Raw genomic sequence first — 19,798 nt, 5'->3', positions numbered from 1 at the left:
CGCTTGGCTACTATGAAAGATGTTGCCCGCCTGGCGGGAGTCTCTACATCGACGGTCTCTCACGTTATTAACAAAGATCGCTTTGTGAGTGAGACGATAACCGAAAAAGTTGAAGCGGCGATTAAATCACTTAACTATGCGCCTTCCGCGCTGGCGCGAAGCCTCAAGTTAAACCAGACCCGCACGATTGGTATGCTAATTACCGCCAGTACCAACCCTTTTTATTCCGAACTGGTGCGCGGCGTTGAGCGAAGCTGTTTTGAGCGCGGTTATAGTCTGGTGCTGTGCAATACCGAAGGCGACGAGCAACGGATGAACCGTAACCTGGAGACGCTGATGCAAAAACGGGTAGACGGTTTACTGCTGCTGTGTACCGAAACGCATCAGCCTTCTCGGGAAATCATGGAGCGTTATCCGTCTATTCCTACCGTCATGATGGACTGGTCGCCGTTTGATGGTGAGGGCGATAGCGATCTCATTCAGGATAATTCGTTGTTAGGCGGCGATCTTGCGACCCAACACCTTATCGATAAAGGATTTACCCGAATAGCCTGTATTACAGGCCCGCTGGACAAAACGCCAGCGCGTTTGCGGCTGGAAGGGTATCGGGCGGCGATGAAACGCGCAGGGCTGGCTATTCCGCAAGGCTATGAGATCACCGGCGATTTTGAATTTGGCGGCGGCTTTGACGCCATGCAGGCGTTACTCGCCCATCAACAGCGACCGCAAGCGGTTTTTACCGGAAACGATGCGATGGCTGTCGGCGCCTATCAGGCGCTATATCAGGCGGGGCTTCGTATTCCGCAGGATATGGCGGTCATTGGCTATGATGATATTGAGCTGGCGCGCTATATGACGCCGCCGCTGACGACTATCCATCAGCCGAAAGATGAATTGGGCGAGCTGGCTATTGATGTGTTGATTCATCGGATGGCGCAGCCCGCCTTGCAACAACAGCGACTTCAGCTTACTCCGGTTTTGACGGTGCGTGGGTCGGTTTAGATTTATGCCGTTCTTTAATCAGATTGTTGCCGTCTTTGGCTCTTAGCAGCATAAACATCAGCGCGGACACGATAGTGATCGCCCCCATCGTGATAAAGGTGTAGTGGAACTGTTCCACGGTACTGGTGCCCGCAAAACCTTCATAAATACGTAACACCGCCGCGCTGATCGCCACGCCTAAACTGATAGACAATTGCTGCGTAACCGCCAGAACGCTGTTGCCGCTGCTGGCGTTATCGTCCGTCAGATCCGCAAGAGTAATTGTATTCATTGCCGTAAATTGAGTGGACATCGCCATTCCAAGAATGAATAGCGGCAGTACGAGCATCCAGATCGGCATGGCGGGAGATTGAAACGAAAACTGGGCAATCATCAGACCGATAAATACCGTAATGCCGACCAGAGTCTTCCGGTATCCCAAACGTCGCAAAACCTGCGTTACGGTCGATTTCGCGATAATAGAACCCAAAGCTGTCGGCGCCATCATGCAGCCGGCGATCAGAGCCGGGTAGCCAAAACCAACCTGTAGCATTAACGGCATCAAAAAAGGTACGCAGCCTGTCCCCAGACGCGTGGCGAGGTTGCCGGCAATACCGACGGAAAATGTGCGTGTCTTAAACAGCGATAGTGATATTAACGGTGTCGGATGACGGCGGGCGTGGCGGATATAGGCCAATAGTAGAACGATACTGCAAAAAATAATGGCGGATGCGATCCATGTCGCCACAATCTTTTCGCCAAACAGTTCCATTCCGCTGGAAAATAAAACCAGACTTAACCCAAAAAGAAAGAAGCCGGTCATGTCAAACTTGCGACGCGGCGTGGTGAAGTTGGGCATATATTTGCGGGCATACAGAATGCCTGCAACACCAATGGGAATATTAATCAGGAAGATCCAGTGCCAGCTTGCCCAGGTCACCAGTACGCCGCCTAATACCGGCCCCAGAATCGGACCTACCAGCCCCGGCATAGTGACAAAGTTAAGAACAGGCAGCAGCTCACTACGCGGATAGGCTCGCAATAACGCAAGCCGCGCCACTGGCATCATCATCGCTCCGCCGACGCCTTGTACGACGCGAAAAATAACCAATTCAGATAGTGAACTGGAGAGCGCGCAGGCCAGCGAGCCTAACGTAAACAGACTTACGGCAACCATAAAGACGCGACGCGTACCGAAGCGGTCAGCCAGCCAGCCGCTTACCGGAATTAACATAGCTACTGTCAGGGTATAACTGATAATAGCGGACTGCATGGCGAGTGGTGAACGGTTAAGACTATGCGCAATAGCCGGTAAAGCGGTATTCAAAATGGTGGCGTCTAGCGCCTGCATAAAGAAGGCCATCGCCGCGATCCACGGCAGGCCAGCCATACTGCGCGCTTTTTTGCTGGTCATTCAATATCCTGTTAATTATCTGGTCTTTCATTGGGCGCTATTAACAACGCCTGGCAGGCCTGGAAAGCGCGTTCGCCGTCGCCATCAGCGATGGCATCAACAATGGCCTGGTGCAAATCCAGCTTTACCACCTCGTTATAGGTGATTGAGGTAAAGTAAGTGTGATAAACCGAATGAAATAGCGTCGCAAAAGAGATTAGAAAGGGATTGGCGCTCATTTCGTAGATATGCTCGTGCCACGCCATATCCACTTCAATCCAGCGTTCACGCTTAAAATGCTTTTTCAGCGCGACCATCTCTTCCATTAAGGCATTAAGCCGCGCTTTCTGCTCCGGTGTGCCAAGAGTCGCCGCCAGCAGGCAGGCTTGCGGCTCCAGGCTAATACGCATCACCAGAAAATGATCCACCACCTGATGAAAATTTTCTTCCGTCATCCACCAGGTCAGCAGCTCTTGATCCAGAAAGTTCCAGTTTCCCTGCGGCATCACCCGCGTACCAATGCGCGGACGGGGTAGCACCATACCTTTAGCCGTCAACGTTTTCACCGCTTCGCGAACTGCCGTTCGACTTACGCCGTACTGCTCGCCCAGTTCTATTTCGCCGGGAAGAATCGTACCAGGGGCGTAGTCACCCTTTAATATCCGCTGCGCCAGCTTTTCAGCCAGAACATAGGATAGATTTTTCTGTGCGGCTAATTGTTGTGCGCTTAAAGGCATGAATGTTCTTCCTTTCTCTTTCGTTTGGTTATTAGTATGCCACCTGGAAGTGTGATTGCAGTTGCAATAACGGCAATTTGCTTATTTTATGGCACGTTAAGCACGCCATTGATGAAAAAAGAGACACTCAGAAAATTATTTTAAATTTCCTCTTGTCAGGCAGAAATAACTCCCTATAATGCGCCACCACTGACACGGAACAACGGCATACAGACCGCCGGGTCAGCGGGGTTCAGACCAGAACCTCACGGAGAAAAGCGAAAATAAACGCTTGACTCTGAAGCGGGAAAGCGTAATATGCACACCCCGCGCCGCTGAGAAAAAGTGAAGCGGCACTGCTCTTTAACAATTTATCAGACAATCTGTGTGGGCACTCGAAGATACGGATTCTTGACGTCCTCGGACGAAAAATGAATACCAAGTCTCAAGAGTGAACACGTAATTCATTACGAAGTTTAATTCTTTGAGCATCAAACTTTTAAATTGAAGAGTTTGATCATGGCTCAGATTGAACGCTGGCGGCAGGCCTAACACATGCAAGTCGAACGGTAACAGGAAGCAGCTTGCTGTTTTGCTGACGAGTGGCGGACGGGTGAGTAATGTCTGGGAAACTGCCTGATGGAGGGGGATAACTACTGGAAACGGTGGCTAATACCGCATAACGTCGCAAGACCAAAGAGGGGGACCTTCGGGCCTCTTGCCATCAGATGTGCCCAGATGGGATTAGCTTGTTGGTGAGGTAACGGCTCACCAAGGCGACGATCCCTAGCTGGTCTGAGAGGATGACCAGCCACACTGGAACTGAGACACGGTCCAGACTCCTACGGGAGGCAGCAGTGGGGAATATTGCACAATGGGCGCAAGCCTGATGCAGCCATGCCGCGTGTATGAAGAAGGCCTTCGGGTTGTAAAGTACTTTCAGCGGGGAGGAAGGTGTTGTGGTTAATAACCGCAGCAATTGACGTTACCCGCAGAAGAAGCACCGGCTAACTCCGTGCCAGCAGCCGCGGTAATACGGAGGGTGCAAGCGTTAATCGGAATTACTGGGCGTAAAGCGCACGCAGGCGGTCTGTCAAGTCGGATGTGAAATCCCCGGGCTCAACCTGGGAACTGCATTCGAAACTGGCAGGCTTGAGTCTTGTAGAGGGGGGTAGAATTCCAGGTGTAGCGGTGAAATGCGTAGAGATCTGGAGGAATACCGGTGGCGAAGGCGGCCCCCTGGACAAAGACTGACGCTCAGGTGCGAAAGCGTGGGGAGCAAACAGGATTAGATACCCTGGTAGTCCACGCCGTAAACGATGTCTACTTGGAGGTTGTGCCCTTGAGGCGTGGCTTCCGGAGCTAACGCGTTAAGTAGACCGCCTGGGGAGTACGGCCGCAAGGTTAAAACTCAAATGAATTGACGGGGGCCCGCACAAGCGGTGGAGCATGTGGTTTAATTCGATGCAACGCGAAGAACCTTACCTGGTCTTGACATCCACAGAACTTTCCAGAGATGGATTGGTGCCTTCGGGAACTGTGAGACAGGTGCTGCATGGCTGTCGTCAGCTCGTGTTGTGAAATGTTGGGTTAAGTCCCGCAACGAGCGCAACCCTTATCCTTTGTTGCCAGCGGTCCGGCCGGGAACTCAAAGGAGACTGCCAGTGATAAACTGGAGGAAGGTGGGGATGACGTCAAGTCATCATGGCCCTTACGACCAGGGCTACACACGTGCTACAATGGCGCATACAAAGAGAAGCGACCTCGCGAGAGCAAGCGGACCTCATAAAGTGCGTCGTAGTCCGGATTGGAGTCTGCAACTCGACTCCATGAAGTCGGAATCGCTAGTAATCGTGGATCAGAATGCCACGGTGAATACGTTCCCGGGCCTTGTACACACCGCCCGTCACACCATGGGAGTGGGTTGCAAAAGAAGTAGGTAGCTTAACCTTCGGGAGGGCGCTTACCACTTTGTGATTCATGACTGGGGTGAAGTCGTAACAAGGTAACCGTAGGGGAACCTGCGGTTGGATCACCTCCTTACCTGAAAGAAGCGTTCTTTGCAGTGCTCACACAGATTGTCTGATGAAAAGTAAATAGCAAGGCGTCTTGCGATTGAGACTTCAGTGTCCCCTTCGTCTAGAGGCCCAGGACACCGCCCTTTCACGGCGGTAACAGGGGTTCGAATCCCCTAGGGGACGCCACTTGCTGGTTTGTGAGTGAAAGTCACCTGCCTTAATATCTCAAAACTGACTTACGAGTCACGTTTGAGATATTTGCTCTTTAAAAATCTGGATCAAGCTGAAAATTGAAACACAGAACAACGAAAGTTGTTCGTGAGTCTCTCAAATTTTCGCAACACGATGATGAATCACAAGAAACATCTTCGGGTTGTGAGGTTAAGCGACTAAGCGTACACGGTGGATGCCCTGGCAGTCAGAGGCGATGAAGGGCGTGCTAATCTGCGATAAGCGCCGGTAAGGTGATATGAACCGTTATAACCGGCGATACCCGAATGGGGAAACCCAGTGTGACTCGTCACACTATCATTAACTGAATCCATAGGTTAATGAGGCGAACCGGGGGAACTGAAACATCTAAGTACCCCGAGGAAAAGAAATCAACCGAGATTCCCCCAGTAGCGGCGAGCGAACGGGGAGGAGCCCAGAGCCTGAATCAGCATGTGTGTTAGTGGAAGCGTCTGGAAAGGCGCGCGATACAGGGTGACAGCCCCGTACACAAAAGCGCATATGCTGTGAGCTCGATGAGTAGGGCGGGACACGTGGTATCCTGTCTGAATATGGGGGGACCATCCTCCAAGGCTAAATACTCCTGACTGACCGATAGTGAACCAGTACCGTGAGGGAAAGGCGAAAAGAACCCCGGCGAGGGGAGTGAAAAAGAACCTGAAACCGTGTACGTACAAGCAGTGGGAGCACCCTTTGGGGTGTGACTGCGTACCTTTTGTATAATGGGTCAGCGACTTATATTCTGTAGCAAGGTTAACCGAATAGGGGAGCCGGAGGGAAACCGAGTCTTAATTGGGCGTTAAGTTGCAGGGTATAGACCCGAAACCCGGTGATCTAGCCATGGGCAGGTTGAAGGTTGGGTAACACTAACTGGAGGACCGAACCGACTAATGTTGAAAAATTAGCGGATGACCTGTGGCTGGGGGTGAAAGGCCAATCAAACCGGGAGATAGCTGGTTCTCCCCGAAAGCTATTTAGGTAGCGCCTCGTGAATTCATCTCCGGGGGTAGAGCACTGTTTCGGCTAGGGGGCCATCCCGGCTTACCAACCCGATGCAAACTGCGAATACCGGAGAATGTTATCACGGGAGACACACGGCGGGTGCTAACGTCCGTCGTGAAGAGGGAAACAACCCAGACCGCCAGCTAAGGTCCCAAAGTCATGGTTAAGTGGGAAACGATGTGGGAAGGCCCAGACAGCCAGGATGTTGGCTTAGAAGCAGCCATCATTTAAAGAAAGCGTAATAGCTCACTGGTCGAGTCGGCCTGCGCGGAAGATGTAACGGGGCTAAACCATGCACCGAAGCTGCGGCAGCGACACTCAGGTGTTGTTGGGTAGGGGAGCGTTCTGTAAGCCTGCGAAGGTGGCCTGTGAGGGTTGCTGGAGGTATCAGAAGTGCGAATGCTGACATAAGTAACGATAAAGCGGGTGAAAAGCCCGCTCGCCGGAAGACCAAGGGTTCCTGTCCAACGTTAATCGGGGCAGGGTGAGTCGACCCCTAAGGCGAGGCCGAAAGGCGTAGTCGATGGGAAACGGGTTAATATTCCCGTACTTGGTGTTACTGCGAAGGGGGGACGGAGAAGGCTATGTTGGCCGGGCGACGGTTGTCCCGGTTTAAGCGTGTAGGCTGGTTTTCCAGGCAAATCCGGAAAATCAAGGCTGAGGCGTGACGACGAGGCACTACGGTGCTGAAGCAACAAATGCCCTGCTTCCAGGAAAAGCCTCTAAGCATCAGGTAACACGAAATCGTACCCCAAACCGACACAGGTGGTCAGGTAGAGAATACCAAGGCGCTTGAGAGAACTCGGGTGAAGGAACTAGGCAAAATGGTGCCGTAACTTCGGGAGAAGGCACGCTGACATGTAGGTGAAGTGATTTACTCATGGAGCTGAAGTCAGTCGAAGATACCAGCTGGCTGCAACTGTTTATTAAAAACACAGCACTGTGCAAACACGAAAGTGGACGTATACGGTGTGACGCCTGCCCGGTGCCGGAAGGTTAATTGATGGGGTCAGCGCAAGCGAAGCTCCTGATCGAAGCCCCGGTAAACGGCGGCCGTAACTATAACGGTCCTAAGGTAGCGAAATTCCTTGTCGGGTAAGTTCCGACCTGCACGAATGGCGTAATGATGGCCAGGCTGTCTCCACCCGAGACTCAGTGAAATTGAACTCGCTGTGAAGATGCAGTGTACCCGCGGCAAGACGGAAAGACCCCGTGAACCTTTACTATAGCTTGACACTGAACATTGAGCCTTGATGTGTAGGATAGGTGGGAGGCTTTGAAGTGTGGACGCCAGTCTGCATGGAGCCGGCCTTGAAATACCACCCTTTAATGTTTGATGTTCTAACGTGGACCCGTGATCCGGGTTGCGGACAGTGTCTGGTGGGTAGTTTGACTGGGGCGGTCTCCTCCTAAAGAGTAACGGAGGAGCACGAAGGTTGGCTAATCCTGGTCGGACATCAGGAGGTTAGTGCAATGGCATAAGCCAGCTTGACTGCGAGCGTGACGGCGCGAGCAGGTGCGAAAGCAGGTCATAGTGATCCGGTGGTTCTGAATGGAAGGGCCATCGCTCAACGGATAAAAGGTACTCCGGGGATAACAGGCTGATACCGCCCAAGAGTTCATATCGACGGCGGTGTTTGGCACCTCGATGTCGGCTCATCACATCCTGGGGCTGAAGTAGGTCCCAAGGGTATGGCTGTTCGCCATTTAAAGTGGTACGCGAGCTGGGTTTAGAACGTCGTGAGACAGTTCGGTCCCTATCTGCCGTGGGCGCTGGAGAACTGAGGGGGGCTGCTCCTAGTACGAGAGGACCGGAGTGGACGCATCACTGGTGTTCGGGTTGTCATGCCAATGGCACTGCCCGGTAGCTAAATGCGGAAGAGATAAGTGCTGAAAGCATCTAAGCACGAAACTTGCCCCGAGATGAGTTCTCCCTGAGACTTTAGGTCTCCTGAAGGAACGTTGAAGACGACGACGTTGATAGGCCGGGTGTGTAAGCGCAGCGATGCGTTGAGCTAACCGGTACTAATGAACCGTGAGGCTTAACCTTACAACGCCGAAGATGTTTTGGCGGACTGAGAGATGATTTTCAGCACTGATTCAGAGTTGAGTACGCAATAATTTGCGCAGCAGCAAGGCGGCAAGCGAAGGAAAGGAAGGAGCATACAGAAGTATGTGACTGAGTTTACGAGCGCAGGCAACGCCGCTGATGCGATAAAGAATTGCGTACTGAGCACAAAAGAATTTGCCTGGCGGCACTAGCGCGGTGGTCCCACCTGACCCCATGCCGAACTCAGAAGTGAAACGCCGTAGCGCCGATGGTAGTGTGGGGTCTCCCCATGCGAGAGTAGGGAACTGCCAGGCATCAAATTAAGCAGTAAGCCGGTCATAAACCGGTGGTTGTAAAAGAATTCGGTGGAGCGGTAGTTCAGTTGGTTAGAATACCTGCCTGTCACGCAGGGGGTCGCGGGTTCGAGTCCCGTCCGTTCCGCCACCCTAATTAGGGGCGTAGTTCAATTGGTAGAGCACCGGTCTCCAAAACCGGGTGTTGGGAGTTCGAGTCTCTCCGCCCCTGCCAGAAATAATCCTTAGCATCTGCTAAGGATTTTTTTTGCCTAAAATTACCTAATTATCTGGTCAGGTAATCGTAAGTTCCCTTCTTTTTCTTTTCATCATTTTTATTGGTCATCCAGCACATCCGTTTTTAACAGATCGCAGATCAGCGAGTATTTATCGCTATTTTGCAGCCAAATGGCGTATAGCGGCCGTGAAAGCGTTGCGCTGTCGGCAACGGTATGTAATCCGCCCTTTTCATTTACCCAGTTTACAGGAAGCCAGCTACAGCCATTTAATGCGCTAAGCTGCTGTCGGGCGAGTTCGGCTGAGCTGGTTGTTAATACCGGCACTTCATCTGCTGCGATCAGCCCTGTTTCATGCTGTTGGAAGTCTGGTCCCCACTCCAGCCGCAGATAATTGAGTTCTGATTTCTTACGGGCAGGGCTGCTGCAATACAACGCCAGAGTGAAGTGCCCTAACAGCTGGCTGCTGAACTCATCCATTTTGGGCGCTTCGGTAGTAATGAGGAGATCAAGCTGGCGTTCATGAAGTTGCTTCACAAGCGATTGCCGTTGAGCGATTCTGGCTTCGAATTGCAGGCTACTTTGCGGCTCCTGTAGTTGGTACAGTCGCCCCAGCCAGGCGTTAAGCATACACTCCCATAAAGACGCGCTGGCGCCGATGGAAAACTCGTTATGGCGTGAGGTATGCGCCACCTCTTTACGTGCCGCCTGCCACGTATTCATCAGCGTTTCCGCATACGGTAAAAGTTTTTCGCCAGCTGTGGTTAAACGGATATTGTTTCTGTGCCGCGTAAAAAGGTTTACGCCCAGTTGATTCTCCAGTTGCCTGATACGAAAGCTCACCGCGGATTGCGTCAGGTAAAGTGCTTCTGCGGCCCGCCCGAAATGGCGTGTCCGGCTAACTTCCAGGAAAGTTTTTAACAATTCCGTATCCACTGTGCTCTCCACAAAATTATTTGTCGTTATGATTTAAATGTTTTGTTTTACACTCTGTCAAGCGTAACTAATACTCCGCGCCATAAATAGCTCAGACAAAGAATTAGGAGCGTGCAGGATGGCGGAAAGCTTTACGACGACTAATCGATATTTTGACAATAAACATTATCCACGTGGATTCTCTCGTCACGGTGATTTCACGATTAAAGAGGCACAACTGCTTGAGCGTCATGGTCATGCCTTTAATGATCTGGATCTTGGCAAGCGTGAGCCTGTGACTGAAGAAGAGAAGCTGTTTGTAGCGGTATGTCGCGGTGAACGCGAGCCGGTAACGGATGCAGAACGCGTCTGGTCCAAGTATATGACGCGTATCAAGCGTCCAAAACGCTTCCACACCTTGTCTGGCGGCAAGCCGCAAGTTGAAGGCGCAGAAGACTACACCGAAGCTGATGATTAATAAAAAGGGCGTAATGCCCTTTTTTTACGCCAGCAGCTTTTGCAAATGAATTAATAACCTGTCTATCGCCCGATAGCTTACCGCCTCCTGCAAATGCTGACGCGAGATCTGGTCAGCCAGTTCTATGTCGGCAATGGTTCTGGCCACTTTTAGTAAACGCTGCCAGGCGCGAATGGATAAACCAAGATGCACTAGCGTGTCTTCAAGCCAGCGGGCGTCATCGTGATGCAAAACACAATATTTTTGGATTTCGCGACCCTCCAGACGCGCGTTTAACTTCTTCTGGCGTCGGTACTGCCGTTCATGGGCGGCGATGACCCGCTTTTTTACCGTAGCGCTGCTCTCACCCTTTGAGGCATGTTGGCTAAGAATCCCGGGCGGTGGAAGCGGTATCTCAAGCGAAAGGTCAAAACGATCAAGAAACGGGCCTGACAACCGATTAAGGTAACGTAGTGTCTGTTCTGGCGTGCAGCGATTATGGTTTCCCTGATAATGTCCGGTCGGGCTGGGATTCATTGCGGCGATTAACTGGAACCTGGCAGGGTACGTTATTTTCGCTCTGGTACGGGATAAATGAATTTGACCGGATTCTATAGGTTCACGTAGCGCATCCAGTGTGCGTCGTTCAAATTCAGGCAATTCATCAAGGAACAAAATTCCGTTGTGCGCCAGCGATATCTCTCCTGGGGCGGGTATTGCGCCGCCGCCGACCATAGCAGTAAGTGAGGCGCTATGATGAGGTGAGCGAAAGGGGCGTTGCTGCCATCGTTTTTGTACCGTATCGGCATTAACCAGACTGAGGATCGCGGCGCTTTCCAATGCTTCTTCATTGCTTAATGGTGGAAGAATCCCGCTCAGTCGACTGGCCAACATGGTTTTACCCGTACCCGGCGGGCCGATCAATAGCAGATTATGTCCCCCTGCCGCTGTAATCTCCAGGCCGCGTTTACCCTGCTCCTGACCGATCACATCGCGAAGATCGGCAGTTGCGGTAGGCGATGCCATATCCTGAGCTAAAGGTCTTTCCAGGGCGTGTTTCCCTTCCAGAAAGGCGCAGACGGTTTGTAGATGATCGGCGATAAAACATCCTTCTTTGCTGATAAGCCCAACCTCCGCCGCGTTCTCTGTTGCGACGATAATATTTCTGCCGGCCTTGATGGCTTCCGTTGCACTTGATATTGCGCCAGGAACGCCGCGTAATGCGCCTGTAAGCGCTAACTCACCCACCAGCTCATATGCCTCAAGATTCGACGCTGTAAGCTGCTCAGACGCGGCCAGAAGCGCAACAGCAATAGGCAGGTCATACCTTCCGCCCTCTTTCGGTAGATCGGCTGGAGCAAGGTTAATGGTTATTTTTTTAGCCGGAAATTCATATCCGCTATTAATAATCGCACTACGTACCCGGTCACGCGCCTCTTTTACCGTGGTTTCCGGTAGGCCAACCATGGTTAATCCCGGTAATCCATTACTGATATGCACCTCTATAGTGATAGGCGGCGCATTGACGCCAAGTGCGGCGCGGGTATGAACAATCGCCAGTGACATAATCCCTCCTGTTACGTGGATTATGCGGAATAGAAGAGAAAATCGAATTACTGACTTTTTGTTTTTTAGCGGCTGCTTCCTGAATTTTGGCGTCATTTTCAGGCAAGAAACATCAAACTGGAAGAACGCTCGCAGAAGCGAAAAGAAGGAAAACAGGGTGTAGAGTGCGCCAAAAGGGGGAGGAAAACGTGAAAATTTTTCAGTTGCTAATTTTTCTTATAAAAAACAAAGCCCTTGTAGGCATTCACCTGCATTATCTGAAACGTGGTTAAAAAAATATCTTGTGCTATTGGCAAAACCTATGGTAACTCTTTAGGTATTCCTTCGAACAAGATGCAAGAATAGACAAAAATGACAGCCCTTCTACGAGTGATTAGCCTGGTCGTGATTAGCGTGGTGGTGATTATTATCCCACCGTGCGGGGCTGCACTTGGACGAGGAAAGGCTTAGAAATCAAGCCTTAACGAACTAAGACCCCCGCACCGAAAGGTCCGGGGGTTTTTTTTGGCCTGAAAAACTTAAGCGAGGAGCAGAGCGTGAATAACAGCATAAAATTCTGTTTCTCAAGATTTACGACGGGGATGTAACTATGAACGGGGCACAGTGGGTGGTACATGCTTTGCGAGCGCAGGGGGTGAAAACCGTATTTGGTTATCCTGGTGGCGCAATTATGCCGGTTTACGACGCGTTGTATGACGGTGGTGTGGAGCATTTGTTGTGCCGACACGAGCAGGGTGCCGCAATGGCGGCAATCGGTTATGCCCGTTCTACCGGCAAAACCGGTGTTTGTATCGCCACTTCCGGCCCTGGCGCCACTAACCTGATCACTGGCCTGGCGGATGCGTTGTTAGATTCGGTCCCCGTCGTCGCGATCACGGGTCAGGTGTCCGCCCCGTTCATCGGCACCGATGCGTTCCAGGAGGTGGATGTGTTAGGGCTGTCGCTGGCCTGTACCAAACACAGCTTCCTGGTGCAGTCGCTGGAAGAGCTGCCTCGTATCATGGCAGAGGCTTTTGAAGTCGCCAACGCTGGCCGTCCTGGCCCGGTTCTGGTGGATATCCCGAAAGATATCCAGTTAGCCAGCGGAGCGCTGGAGCCCTGGTTTACTACCGTTGATAACGAAGCGACCTTCCCGCAGGCTGATGTGGAACAGGCGCGCCAGATGCTGGAACAGGCGAAAAAACCCATGCTGTACGTCGGCGGTGGTGTTGGTATGGCGCAGGCAGTTCCGGCGCTGCGTAAATTTATCGCGGTAACGCAAATGCCAGTTACCTGCACGCTGAAAGGGCTGGGGACTGTTGAAGCTGATTATCCGTACTATCTGGGCATGCTGGGAATGCACGGTACTAAAGCGGCTAATTTCGCGGTGCAAGAGTGTGATTTACTGATCGCCGTTGGTGCACGTTTTGATGACCGGGTGACCGGTAAGCTGAATACGTTTGCGCCGAACGCCAGCGTAATCCATATGGATATCGACCCGGCGGAAATGAACAAACTGCGTCAGGCACACGTCGCGTTGCAGGGCGATTTAAATTCGCTGTTGCCGGCATTACAGCAACCGCTGAAGATCGACGCATGGCGTCAGTCCTGTGCAGAGCTGCGCGCAGAACACGCCTGGCGCTATGATCATCCTGGCGAGACTATCTATGCGCCGTTGTTGTTGAAGCAATTGTCGGAACGCAAACCCGCAGACAGTGTGGTGACGACGGATGTTGGGCAGCATCAGATGTGGTCAGCCCAGCATATGACTTACACCCGCCCGGAGAACTTCATCACTTCCAGCGGTCTGGGGACGATGGGATTCGGCTTACCGGCGGCCGTTGGCGCACAGGTAGCGCGACCGAATGATACCGTTATCTGTATCTCCGGTGACGGCTCCTTCATGATGAATGTTCAGGAGTTGGGCACCGTAAAACGCAAGCAGTTACCGTTGAAGATAGTCTTACTCGACAACCAGCGGTTAGGGATGGTTCGACAATGGCAGCAACTGTTTTTCCAGGAGCGATATAGCGAAACCACCCTGACCGATAACCCCGATTTCCTCATGCTGGCCAGCGCCTTCGGCATTCCAGGCCAGCACATTACTCGTAAAGACCAGGTTGAAGCGGCACTCGACACGATGTTGGCAAGCGAAGGGCCGTACCTGCTTCACGTCTCAATCGACGAACTTGAAAATGTCTGGCCGTTGGTGCCGCCTGGCGCCAGTAACTCTGAAATGCTGGAGAAATTATCATGATGCAACATCAGGTCAATGTATCGGCACGCTTTAATCCAGAAACCTTAGAACGTGTTTTACGCGTGGTGCGCCATCGTGGTTTTCAGGTGTGCTCCATGAATATGGAAGCCGCGACCGATGCGCAGAATATAAATATTGAATTGACCGTTGCCAGTCCCCGGTCGGTCGACTTACTGTTTAGTCAGTTAAGTAAACTGGTAGATGTTGCGCATGTCGCAATCTGCCAGAGCGCTGCCACATCACAACAAATCCGCGCCTGAGCGCAAAAGGAAGAAAAATGACGACGAAAAAAGCTGATTACATTTGGTTCAATGGCGAGATGGTGCGCTGGGAAGACGCGAAGGTTCACGTAATGTCTCACGCGCTGCACTACGGTACGTCGGTATTTGAAGGGATTCGGTGCTACGACTCTCACAAAGGCCCGGTAGTGTTTCGTCATCGTGAACATATGCAGCGCCTGCGCGACTCAGCAAAAATTTATCGTTTTCCGGTTTCCCAGAGCATTGATGAGCTGATGGAAGCCTGCCGCGACGTAATTCGTAAAAATAATCTGACCAGCGCCTATATCCGTCCGTTGGTATTTGTCGGCGATGTCGGTATGGGCGTTAACCCGCCCCCGGGATACACCACTGACGTCATCATCGCCGCGTTCCCGTGGGGGGCATACCTGGGCGCCGAAGCGCTGGATCAGGGGATCGATGCGATGGTTTCTTCCTGGAATCGCGCTGCGCCGAACACCATTCCGACCGCCGCGAAAGCGGGCGGGAACTATCTTTCCTCACTGCTGGTGGGTAGCGAAGCGCGCCGCCACGGCTATCAGGAAGGCATCGCCCTGGATGTAAACGGCTATATCTCCGAAGGCGCAGGCGAAAACCTGTTTGAGGTAAAAGATGGCGTGCTGTTTACTCCGCCGTTTACCTCTTCCGCGCTGCCAGGCATTACTCGCGACGCGATCATCAAACTGGCGAAAGAGCTGGGTATTGAAGTGCGCGAGCAGGTGCTGTCCCGTGAATCGCTGTATCTGGCCGACGAAGTGTTTATGTCCGGAACCGCGGCAGAAATTACTCCGGTACGCAGCGTTGATGGTATCCAGGTAGGTGAAGGCCGTTGCGGCCCTGTTACCAAGTGTATTCAACAAGCCTTCTTTGGTCTCTTCACTGGAGAAACCGAGGATAAATGGGGCTGGTTGGATCCGGTAAATTCATAATAAATAAAATTAATATTTTCCCAAAATAATTTGCGTCACAGGAAGGCGGCAACGCAGCGAATCCCCAGGAGCTTACTGTAGTAAGTGACTGGGGTGAGTGAGGCAGCCAACGCACCTGTGGCGTGAAGTATGAAGGGAAAAGATGGGGAGTAAATAAAGCATGCCTAAGTACCGTTCCGCCACCACCACCCATGGTCGTAATATGGCGGGTGCCCGCGCGCTGTGGCGCGCCACCGGAATGACCGACAGTGATTTTGGCAAACCGATTATCGCCGTGGTGAACTCATTCACTCAGTTTGTGCCGGGTCACGTTCATCTGCGCGATCTCGGTAAGCTGGTCGCCGAACAGATTGAAGCTTCCGGCGGTGTGGCGAAAGAGTTCAACACTATTGCCGTGGATGACGGGATCGCCATGGGGCACGGGGGTATGCTCTATTCACTGCCGTCGCGCGAGCTGATCGCCGACTCCGTGGAGTACATGGTGAACGCTCACTGCGCTGACGCGATGGTGTGTATCTCTAACTGCGACAAAATCACCCCAGGGATGCTCATGGCCTCGCTGCGCCTGAATATTCCGGTGATCTTTGTTTCCGGCGGACCGATGGAAGCCGGGAAAACCAAACTGTCCGATCAGATCATCAAGCTCGATCTGGTTGATGCCATGATTCAGGGAGCGGACCCGAAAGTCTCTGACGATCAAAGTAACCAGGTGGAGCGCTCCGCCTGTCCAACCTGCGGCTCCTGCTCCGGCATGTTTACCGCTAACTCCATGAATTGCCTGACCGAAGCGCTGGGCCTGTCGCAGCCGGGCAACGGTTCGCTGCTGGCGACCCATGCTGACCGGAAGCAGTTGTTCCTCAATGCCGGTAAGCGGATTGTTGAACTGACTAAACGCTATTACGAGCAGGATGACGAAAGCGCACTGCCACGAAGCATTGCCAACAAGGCGGCGTTTGAGAATGCGATGACGCTGGATATTGCGATGGGCGGTTCGACCAATACCGTTCTGCATCTACTGGCGGCGGCGCAAGAAGCGGAAATCGACTTCACCATGAGTGATATCGACAAGCTGTCCCGCAAGGTGCCGCAGTTGTGTAAAGTGGCGCCAAGTACCCAGAAATACCATATGGAAGACGTTCACCGTGCCGGCGGTGTGCTGGGCATTTTAGGCGAGCTGGATCGCGCCGGGCTGCTGAACCGCAACGTGAAAAACGTATTAGGCCTGACGCTGCCGCAAACGCTGGAACAGTACGACATCACGATTACGCAGGACGAAGCGGTTAAAAAAATGTTCCGTGCTGGCCCTGCCGGTATCCGTACTACCCAGGCGTTCTCGCAGGATTGTCGCTGGGATTCGCTGGATGACGACCGCGCAGCGGGTTGCATCCGCTCGCTGGAATATGCCTATAGCAAAGACGGCGGTCTGGCGGTGCTGTATGGCAACTTCGCCGAAAACGGCTGCATCGTTAAAACCGCGGGCGTCGATGACAGCATCCTTAAATTCACCGGCCCGGCGAAAGTTTACGAAAGCCAGGACGACGCGGTAGAGGCGATTCTCGGCGGTAAAGTAGTGGAAGGCGATGTAGTCGTGATCCGCTACGAAGGGCCGAAAGGCGGGCCGGGAATGCAGGAAATGCTCTATCCGACCAGTTTCCTGAAGTCGATGGGGCTGGGCAAAGCCTGCGCGCTCATCACCGATGGGCGATTCTCCGGCGGTACTTCGGGTCTTTCCATCGGCCACGTCTCGCCGGAAGCGGCCAGCGGCGGCACTATTGCGCTGATTGAAGATGGCGACACCATTGCGATTGATATCCCGAACCGCAGCATTCAGTTGCAGTTGAGCGAGGCTGAAATCGCCGCACGCCGCGAGGCGCAGGAAGCTCGCGGCGATAAAGCCTGGACGCCGAAAAATCGTCAGCGTCAGGTTTCGTTTGCCCTGCGTGCCTACGCCAGCCTGGCGACCAGCGCCGATAAAGGCGCGGTGCGCGATAAATCGAAACTGGGAGGTTGATGATGGCGGAATCTCAACCTCTGTCAGTCGCGCCGGAAGGGGCGGAGTATCTGCGCGCGGTGCTACGCGCGCCAGTATACGAAGCGGCGCAGGTGACGCCGCTGCAAAAAATGGAAAAGCTCTCGTCACGTCTGGACAACGTTATTCTCGTCAAACGCGAAGACCGGCAGCCGGTACATAGCTTTAAGCTGCGCGGCGCTTACGCGATGATGGCCGGATTGACCGAAGAACAAAAAGCCCACGGCGTGATTACCGCGTCGGCGGGGAACCATGCACAGGGCGTGGCGTTCTCCTCCGCGCGGCTTGGCGTGAAGTCGCTAATCGTCATGCCAAAAGCAACGGCGGATATTAAAGTCGATGCGGTACGCGGTTTTGGCGGCGAAGTGCTGTTGCACGGCGCTAATTTTGATGAAGCGAAAGCGAAAGCTATTGAACTGGCCCAGCAGCAGGGTTTTACCTGGGTGCCGCCGTTTGATCACCCAATGGTGATCGCCGGGCAGGGCACGCTGGCGCTGGAGCTGCTTCAGCAGGATTCGCATCTCGATCGTGTCTTTGTGCCGGTTGGCGGCGGCGGCCTGGCGGCGGGCGTAGCGGTGCTGATCAAACAATTGATGCCGCAAATCAAAGTGATTGCCGTCGAAGCGGAGGATTCCGCCTGCCTGAAAGCGGCGTTGGAAGCCGGTCATCCAGTGGATCTCCCGCGCGTTGGGTTGTTTGCTGAAGGCGTGGCGGTAAAACGCATCGGCGACGAAACCTTCCGCCTGTGCCAGGAATATCTCGACGACATTATTACAGTCGATAGCGACGCGATCTGCGCGGCGATGAAAGATCTGTTTGAAGATGTGCGTGCGGTGGCGGAGCCGTCCGGCGCGCTGGCGCTGGCTGGGATGAAAAAATATATCGCTCAGCACAATATTCGCGGCGAACGCCTGGCGCACGTCCTTTCCGGCGCCAACGTCAACTTCCACGGCTTGCGCTATGTGTCTGAACGCTGCGAGCTGGGGGAACAGCGCGAAGCGTTACTGGCGGTGACCATTCCGGAAGAAAAGGGGAGCTTCCTCAAATTCTGCCAGTTGCTTGGCGGGCGTATGGTCACTGAATTTAACTACCGTTTTGCCGACGCGAAAAATGCCTGTATTTTTGTCGGCGTCCGCGTCAGTCAGGGGCTGGAGGAGCGAAAAGAGATTATCACCCAACTGTGCGACGGCGGTTATAGCGTAGTGGATCTCTCCGACGATGAAATGGCGAAGCTGCATGTGCGCTATATGGTCGGCGGACGCCCCTCCAAGCCATTACAGGAGCGTTTGTTCAGCTTTGAGTTTCCGGAATCGTCCGGTGCCTTGCTGAAGTTCCTGCATACGTTGGGTACCCACTGGAATATTTCGTTATTCCATTACCGCAGCCACGGTACCGATTATGGCCGCGTGCTGGCGGCGTTCGAGTTAGGCGATCATGAGCCGGATTTCGAAACCCGGCTGCATGAGCTGGGCTATGAATGCCATGATGAGAGCAATAACCCGGCGTTCCGGTTCTTTCTGGCGGGTTAATTCAGCGTTTAGTTTTTCAGGCCCACAAAGTAAAGTGGGCCTGATATCCAGATATTATCTTCCCTCAGTTATTGGGCTTTTCTGCCAGTCCGGAGCATCCACTCATTTAATTTTGCGAGACGTTTTCCAGAAGGCGCCCAATCTGCTTGTGGTGAAACTCGGCTCACCATATCGTTAGCACCGCCATCACTCGCACCTGTTAAAAACAATGTATAAAATTTTATACACAAGGATGTTATGTTACTCACCCGAGCTCTCTCAAATGAAAAAGAAATTCGATGAGTGGGATCTTCTCTGGAGGACCTCCTGGCTTTTCCCATAACGGTACGTAAAGCAGTCGGTTATCAGCTTCATAAAATTCAATATGGAATTGAACCGGATGACTGGAAACCGTTTTCAGAAATTGGGGCTGGGGTAAATGAAATTCGGATTCGTGACAACAATGGTATCTATCGCGTTATGTATGTCGCTAAGTTTGAAGAAGCACTCTACGTTTTGCATAGTTTCCAAAAACAGACGCAACAAACCAGCAGCACGATAAAAACATCGCCAGAACGCGTTATAACCGGGTGGTACAACAACGGAGAAACAGCTTGTGATTGCCAAAACTGATAGTGATATTCGCCATGTGACGCCATCTGGCGGTAATGTTTTTGCTGATTTTGGGGTTCATAAGCAGGACGCAGAAAAGTTTTACATTGATTCCCTGAGTGAAATCGAAAACACGTTAGCCATTAAAGAACAGCTCATGGAAGAAATTACCCTCTGGATTACGCGAAACCAGATGAAGCAAGCCGAGGTTGCTACAGTTTTGCATATATCCCGACCGCGCGTTTCTGATGTCGTCAACAAGAAATGCAGCAAATTCACCATTGATGCTCTGGTGAATATGCTTAGCCGTATTGGGAAGCCTGTTCGGGTAATGGTAGGGCCGTAAAA

Annotated in this window: 14 protein-coding genes, 3 tRNA genes, 3 rRNA genes and 1 pseudogene; 17 read left to right on the top strand and 4 right to left on the bottom strand. The window is 52.6% G+C overall.

Annotation, left to right across the window (positions count from 1 at the left end):
- The first annotated feature begins 3 nt into the window (after positions 1-3).
- A complete protein-coding gene (gene rbsR / locus OLG56_RS21880; RefSeq protein ID WP_000224487.1) occupies positions 4-1,002 on the top strand; it encodes a ribose operon transcriptional repressor RbsR in 999 nt (332 codons plus the stop codon).
- Here rbsR and mdtD read toward each other — a convergent pair.
- Positions 968-2,395 carry a multidrug transporter subunit MdtD gene (gene mdtD / locus OLG56_RS21875; protein WP_000202071.1) on the bottom strand — a complete coding sequence of 476 codons (1,428 nt, stop codon included), beginning with the start codon at positions 2,393-2,395 and terminating at the stop codon, positions 968-970. The two genes, rbsR and mdtD, sit on opposite strands and share 35 nt — an antisense overlap.
- An 11-nt stretch (positions 2,396-2,406) precedes the next feature.
- The gene (locus OLG56_RS21870) at positions 2,407-3,111 is read right to left on the bottom strand and encodes a FadR/GntR family transcriptional regulator (protein WP_001131144.1); all 705 of its coding nucleotides are present in this window, start codon (positions 3,109-3,111) and stop codon (positions 2,407-2,409) included.
- A 480-nt stretch (positions 3,112-3,591) separates the two neighbouring features.
- Here OLG56_RS21870 and OLG56_RS21865 point away from each other — a divergent pair.
- The 6 genes from OLG56_RS21865 (at position 3,592) to OLG56_RS21840 (ending at position 8,919) form a co-directional block, all read left to right on the top strand.
- Positions 3,592-5,133, top strand: a 16S ribosomal RNA gene (locus OLG56_RS21865).
- Positions 5,134-5,218: 85 nt separating this feature from the next.
- A tRNA-Glu gene (locus OLG56_RS21860) sits at positions 5,219-5,294 on the top strand.
- A gap of 193 nt (positions 5,295-5,487) precedes the next feature.
- Positions 5,488-8,391, top strand: a 23S ribosomal RNA gene (locus tag OLG56_RS21855).
- A 198-nt stretch (positions 8,392-8,589) separates the two neighbouring features.
- A 5S ribosomal RNA gene (gene rrf, locus OLG56_RS21850) occupies positions 8,590-8,705 on the top strand.
- Together the 16S, 23S and 5S rRNA genes with 3 tRNA genes alongside form the textbook arrangement of a ribosomal RNA operon.
- 53 nt (positions 8,706-8,758) lie before the next feature.
- Positions 8,759-8,835 (top strand) — tRNA-Asp (locus OLG56_RS21845).
- 8 nt (positions 8,836-8,843) lie between these two features.
- A tRNA-Trp gene (locus tag OLG56_RS21840) sits at positions 8,844-8,919 on the top strand.
- Positions 8,920-9,019: 100 nt separating this feature from the next.
- Here OLG56_RS21840 and hdfR read toward each other — a convergent pair.
- Positions 9,020-9,868, bottom strand: a complete 849-nt coding sequence (hdfR, locus tag OLG56_RS21835; RefSeq protein WP_094300897.1) for an HTH-type transcriptional regulator HdfR — start codon at positions 9,866-9,868, stop codon at positions 9,020-9,022.
- 106 nt (positions 9,869-9,974) lie between these two features.
- On the opposite strand from hdfR, the gene maoP reads away from it, so the two are divergent.
- Positions 9,975-10,313: a macrodomain Ori organization protein MaoP gene (gene maoP / locus OLG56_RS21830; protein ID WP_000840996.1), complete on the top strand. Its 339-nt coding sequence runs from the start codon at positions 9,975-9,977 to the stop codon at positions 10,311-10,313.
- Positions 10,314-10,337: 24 nt separating this feature from the next.
- On the opposite strand, the gene OLG56_RS21825 is transcribed toward maoP, so the two are convergent.
- Positions 10,338-11,858: a YifB family Mg chelatase-like AAA ATPase gene (locus OLG56_RS21825; protein ID WP_000050210.1), complete on the bottom strand. Its 1,521-nt coding sequence runs from the start codon at positions 11,856-11,858 to the stop codon at positions 10,338-10,340.
- A 351-nt stretch (positions 11,859-12,209) separates the two neighbouring features.
- On the opposite strand from OLG56_RS21825, the gene ilvL reads away from it, so the two are divergent.
- From ilvL to OLG56_RS21780, 9 genes and pseudogenes are all read left to right on the top strand, one after another.
- Positions 12,210-12,308: an ilv operon leader peptide gene (gene ilvL / locus OLG56_RS21820; RefSeq protein ID WP_001311244.1), complete on the top strand. Its 99-nt coding sequence runs from the start codon at positions 12,210-12,212 to the stop codon at positions 12,306-12,308.
- 86 nt (positions 12,309-12,394) lie between these two features.
- Positions 12,395-12,445, top strand: a complete 51-nt coding sequence (gene ilvX / locus OLG56_RS21815; protein WP_192930503.1) for a peptide IlvX — start codon at positions 12,395-12,397, stop codon at positions 12,443-12,445.
- Between the two features lie 2 nt (positions 12,446-12,447).
- Positions 12,448-14,094 (top strand): acetolactate synthase 2 catalytic subunit, encoded by a 1,647-nt coding sequence (ilvG, locus tag OLG56_RS21810; RefSeq protein ID WP_023212405.1) that lies wholly within the window; start codon positions 12,448-12,450, stop codon positions 14,092-14,094.
- On the top strand, positions 14,091-14,354 hold the full coding sequence (gene ilvM / locus OLG56_RS21805; RefSeq protein ID WP_000983260.1) for an acetolactate synthase 2 small subunit: 264 nt from the start codon (positions 14,091-14,093) through the stop codon (positions 14,352-14,354). The genes ilvG and ilvM overlap by 4 nt, the downstream gene beginning before the upstream one ends.
- A 17-nt stretch (positions 14,355-14,371) precedes the next feature.
- Complete coding sequence (gene ilvE, locus OLG56_RS21800; RefSeq protein WP_023212406.1) at positions 14,372-15,301, top strand: branched-chain-amino-acid transaminase; 930 nt, start codon at positions 14,372-14,374, stop codon at positions 15,299-15,301.
- Between the two features lie 160 nt (positions 15,302-15,461).
- On the top strand, positions 15,462-17,312 hold the full coding sequence (gene ilvD, locus OLG56_RS21795; protein WP_024797612.1) for a dihydroxy-acid dehydratase: 1,851 nt from the start codon (positions 15,462-15,464) through the stop codon (positions 17,310-17,312).
- Positions 17,313-17,314: 2 nt separating this feature from the next.
- Entirely contained in the window at positions 17,315-18,859 is a 1,545-nt protein-coding gene (gene ilvA / locus OLG56_RS21790; RefSeq protein ID WP_207011604.1) for a threonine ammonia-lyase, biosynthetic, read from the top strand.
- 282 nt (positions 18,860-19,141) lie between these two features.
- Positions 19,142-19,458: pseudogene (locus OLG56_RS21785) on the top strand (type II toxin-antitoxin system RelE/ParE family toxin).
- A complete protein-coding gene (locus tag OLG56_RS21780) occupies positions 19,455-19,796 on the top strand; it encodes a helix-turn-helix domain-containing protein (protein ID WP_061377463.1) in 342 nt (113 codons plus the stop codon). The pseudogene OLG56_RS21785 and the gene OLG56_RS21780 overlap by 4 nt, the downstream one beginning before the upstream one ends.
- The last annotated feature ends 2 nt before the right edge of the window (positions 19,797-19,798 follow it).

Origin of the sequence: Salmonella sp. 2018103 (assembly GCF_026247685.1) — a bacterium.
In the GTDB taxonomy this organism is placed as follows: Bacteria; Pseudomonadota; Gammaproteobacteria; order Enterobacterales; family Enterobacteriaceae; genus Salmonella; species Salmonella enterica.
Note: the sequence above shows the minus strand (reverse complement) of the source record. Positions and strands in the feature narration are given on the sequence as shown.

What these genes read in the sequence shown, in the direction of transcription:
- mdtD (WP_000202071.1), bottom strand. Translation starts at nt 2,395, where the DNA reads ATGACCAGCAAAAAAGCGCGCAGTATGGCTGGCCTGCCGTGGATCGCG.
- OLG56_RS21870 (WP_001131144.1), bottom strand. Translation starts at nt 3,111, where the DNA reads ATGCCTTTAAGCGCACAACAATTAGCCGCACAGAAAAATCTATCCTAT.
- maoP (WP_000840996.1), top strand. Translation starts at nt 9,975, where the DNA reads ATGGCGGAAAGCTTTACGACGACTAATCGATATTTTGACAATAAACAT.
- OLG56_RS21825 (WP_000050210.1), bottom strand. Translation starts at nt 11,858, where the DNA reads ATGTCACTGGCGATTGTTCATACCCGCGCCGCACTTGGCGTCAATGCG.
- ilvL (WP_001311244.1), top strand. Translation starts at nt 12,210, where the DNA reads ATGACAGCCCTTCTACGAGTGATTAGCCTGGTCGTGATTAGCGTGGTG.
- ilvG (WP_023212405.1), top strand. Translation starts at nt 12,448, where the DNA reads ATGAACGGGGCACAGTGGGTGGTACATGCTTTGCGAGCGCAGGGGGTG.
- ilvM (WP_000983260.1), top strand. Translation starts at nt 14,091, where the DNA reads ATGATGCAACATCAGGTCAATGTATCGGCACGCTTTAATCCAGAAACC.
- ilvE (WP_023212406.1), top strand. Translation starts at nt 14,372, where the DNA reads ATGACGACGAAAAAAGCTGATTACATTTGGTTCAATGGCGAGATGGTG.
- ilvD (WP_024797612.1), top strand. Translation starts at nt 15,462, where the DNA reads ATGCCTAAGTACCGTTCCGCCACCACCACCCATGGTCGTAATATGGCG.
- ilvA (WP_207011604.1), top strand. Translation starts at nt 17,315, where the DNA reads ATGGCGGAATCTCAACCTCTGTCAGTCGCGCCGGAAGGGGCGGAGTAT.